This window comes from Burkholderia sp. AU45274, assembly GCF_030482505.1.
Taxonomy (GTDB): Bacteria; Pseudomonadota; Gammaproteobacteria; order Burkholderiales; family Burkholderiaceae; genus Burkholderia.
On sequence record NZ_JAUJQE010000031.1, the window covers coordinates 1 to 3,421 of the forward strand.

Sequence of the window (3,421 nt, forward strand, 5' to 3'; positions counted from 1 at the left end):
TGAAGCAATACGCGGGGGAGCATTTCGCGTACGACGCGCGCGGCAATCTCGTTCATCGCAGATCGCCAGCGGGTGAGCAGCGTTACGAGTGGAACGCGTTCAATCGGATGACTGCAGCGACGGTTGACGAGGTGGCTCGCAGGAGCGAGTCGCGGTACTACTACGATGCGCTGGGACGTCGGATCGCGAAAGAGGTGAACGGCGAGCGCACGGTGTTCGGGTGGGATGGCGACACGCTGGCGTATGAGAGCGGGGAGCAGGGCAGCACGCATTACCTTTACGAAGCGGGTTCGTTCGTGCCGATGGTGCAGTACGTGAGTGCATCGGTAGACGGGTTCGAGACGTCGTCACGGCGTGAGACCGATCGCTATGTACCGGAAGACGATCCGTTGCAACGGTTGCCGGAGCGGGTGGGTGAGGCGCACGCGTTCTATTACCACTGTGATCAGATCGGCACGCCGCAATTGCTGACGGATGATGAAGGCGATGTGGTGTGGGAGGCTTCGTATAAGGCGTGGGGAGAAGCGCGGGAGGTTATCGCGCGGGCGTCGAAGGCGGCGGGGATTACGCCGAGGAATTCGCTGCGGTTCCAGGGGCAGCAGGTCGATGATGAGACGGGGCTGCACTATAACCGGCACAGGTATTACGATCCGGATAGTGGCCGGTTCATTGGCAAAGATCCAATTGGACTTGCGGGTGGGCTGAACGTCTATCAATACACGCCAAGTCCAGTGCAGTGGGTGGATCCTTTGGGCTTGAGTGGCACACTTGCGGGCCGGCTTGCAGATAAAGCACAAAATCTGCCGGCATCGCAGCGACCGAATACCGTTGCTGTGATTGTTTCCAAGGATGGGCGTATCGTTATTGGGCGAAATCAAGGTGGCGTTACTAATCCAGAGGTCGAAGACGCATTGAAGGATATTCCGCCGAATGAGTTCGATGCTCAATGTGCCGAGGTGAATGCGATCGCTAGAGCAAGGAACAAGGGTGTTGACTTGGATGGTGCGACGATATCTGTAGCCAACGTACGTGGTAAAAATAGTACGAGTGGAATTCATGGCACCGACAAGACGCCGTGCACGGTGTGTAATCCGTTGCTCAGGAAATTTAATATGAATTTAATTCAACGATGTGGACATCATGGATAGAGTGAAGCTGCTTGAAAGATTGGAGAGCTGCCCTTCTGAAGGGAAGCAGCTCTATGCGTCTTTGTGCTTGCGGCGGTACTGTGAAGCCAAGGGGATTTCTCATCCAGCTATCGACGCCTTGTTGAATCATCTGGATTCGATAGCCTCCAGTCGAAGCTTGGTGGAGTGGGATTCGCGAGGCGCATTGCTTGATCTAAATGGGCGGGGTGATCCAATGCCAGATGATCTTAAGGATGCGCTGTCTAGTAGTGATTTAATAAGTGAATTTTCTAATTTGGTTGATAGTGTGGTGGAGGTTGGGATTGTTGATCTTTATGGGGAGAAGACGGATCTTCCTTTGAAGTTCTTGGATAGGGTAATGTCTATATTGGATAGAAATGGTATTTCTCTTCCGGATTTGGCTGTCGGGGCCTGATGGGGGAGAATTCTATTATAAATTTAAGACGTTAATTTTGAGTGGAGGGAAGTGCTTGTGAATCACTCTTGAAGGTTAGTAGCAATATGAGGGAACTATAGAATGTGCCGTCGGCGACGGCAAACCGAGCAACTATGCGAGGCAATCTCGTCCACCGCAGATCGCCAGCGGGTGAGCAGCGTTACGAGTGGAACGCGTTCAATCGGATGACTGCAGCGACGGTTGAGGAGGTCGCTCGCAGGAGCGAGTCGCGGTACTACCACGATGCGCTGGGACGTCGCATCGCGAAAGAGGTGAACGGCGAGCGCACGGTGTTCGGGTGGGATGGCGACATGCTGGCGTATGAGAGCGGGGAGCAGGGCAGCACGCATTACCTTTACGAAGCGGGTTCGTTCGTGCCGATGGTGCAGTACGCGAGTGCGTCGGTAGAAGGGTTCGAGACGTCGTCACGCCGTGAGACCGATCGCTATGTACCGGAAGGCGATCCGTTGCAACGGTTGCCGGAGCGGGTGGGTGAGGCGCACGCGTTCTATTACCACTGTGATCAGATCGGCACGCCGCAATTGCTGACGGATGATGAAGGCGACGTGGTGTGGGAGGCGTCGTATAAGGCGTGGGGGGAAGCGCGGGAGGTGATCGCGCGGGCGTCGAAGGCGGCGGGGATCGTGCCGCGGAATCCGTTGCGGTTCCAGGGGCAGCAGGTTGATGATGAGACGGGGCTGCACTATAACCGGTATCGGTACTACGATCCGAACAGTGGGCGGTTCGTGTCGAAGGATCCGATCGGACTCGTGGGGGGATCAACGTCTATGCGTATGCGCCGAACCCGGTCGTATGGATCGATCCCCTTGGGCTGACTGGCAGCAGCGTTCCAGCATTACCGGCCCCGAATCAACCGAGTGTATCGGTTCCTGCGCCCAATACGGCTCCGATCGATCCGATTACTAAAGCTCCAATTGGGAGAGTAATTGTTGACGGCAGAGGGAATGCCGTAATTGAGCCTGTTGGCGGTAGTACAGTAGCGAGAAGCGCGGGGGTTGGTACGCATACCTTGTACGCGAATGGGTCCAATTGTTATCGATTGAACCCTAAAGGGCACGCAAATAATTCGTGCCCGCACGGTCACGCTCATGCAATCGGAACTGGCCCCAATATGAAAGGGCAAGGTGTCTCTTTGGATGTAAATGGAAACGTTGTTCCGTCAAATAGTGCAGCTGCTCATATTCCACTGAAATGATAGAAAACCCACGTGATTTTTTTAAAACTGTCTATCTTGGTGATCGCGCATGTAAGGCGATATTGATAGATTCTTGGGAGTCAATTGTTAGAATTCAGGTTGATCTTATATCTAGAATTCGATCTGAATGTGGAAATTGGGATTTTTACACGGACGAAGATGTGGAGAATGGGCTTCTTGTGTTCACGAATGTGAAGCATTTCTCAATGAGTCCAGAGGGGCTGTTGCCTAATGACCTTATAAATTCGGTGTCGGTAGAGCGGGCCGATTTTGACGGATTTTGGACAATTAAATTAGGAATTGATTCGGCTGATGAGCGAGGTCATTCGGAAGAGGTTAAAGTGAAAATCGTTGCGGAGTCGGTTTATATTGAGAGCGAAGGCGGATTGACTGCAGTCGAGTGATATTAACGAGATCGTAAAGAACGAAGGGCTGGTGGCGCGCGTCAGGACGAAGATCGGTAAGTCTCATGGCATCACACGTACAACGTATTTGGCGCGAGCCGGAGCTTCGTGTGGCATCACCAGTACGACGAAATCGGTAACCGCATCAGAACGGTCAGGCCGGACGGCCATGCCGTCGATTGGCTCACGTATGGCTCGGGACACGTCCACGGGTTGA

3 protein-coding genes and 1 pseudogene are annotated in these 3,421 nt (G+C 53.8%); all 4 read left to right on the forward strand.

Annotated elements, in window-relative coordinates:
• Positions 1-1,148 (forward strand): RHS repeat-associated core domain-containing protein (locus QZM35_RS38020; RefSeq protein WP_301777782.1); only part of this gene is annotated, 1,148 nt, incomplete at its 5' end.
• Entirely contained in the window at positions 1,141-1,563 is a 423-nt protein-coding gene (locus QZM35_RS38025) for a hypothetical protein (protein ID WP_301777783.1), read from the forward strand. The genes QZM35_RS38020 and QZM35_RS38025, both read left to right, overlap by 8 nt.
• 137 nt (positions 1,564-1,700) lie before the next feature.
• A pseudogene (locus QZM35_RS38030) lies at positions 1,701-2,419 on the forward strand (RHS repeat-associated core domain-containing protein); the annotation flags it as partial.
• Positions 2,420-2,796: 377 nt separating this feature from the next.
• Positions 2,797-3,204, forward strand: coding sequence for a DUF6258 family protein (locus QZM35_RS38035; RefSeq protein ID WP_301777784.1), 408 nt, complete (start codon positions 2,797-2,799; stop codon positions 3,202-3,204).
• Positions 3,205-3,421: the final 217 nt, after the last annotated feature.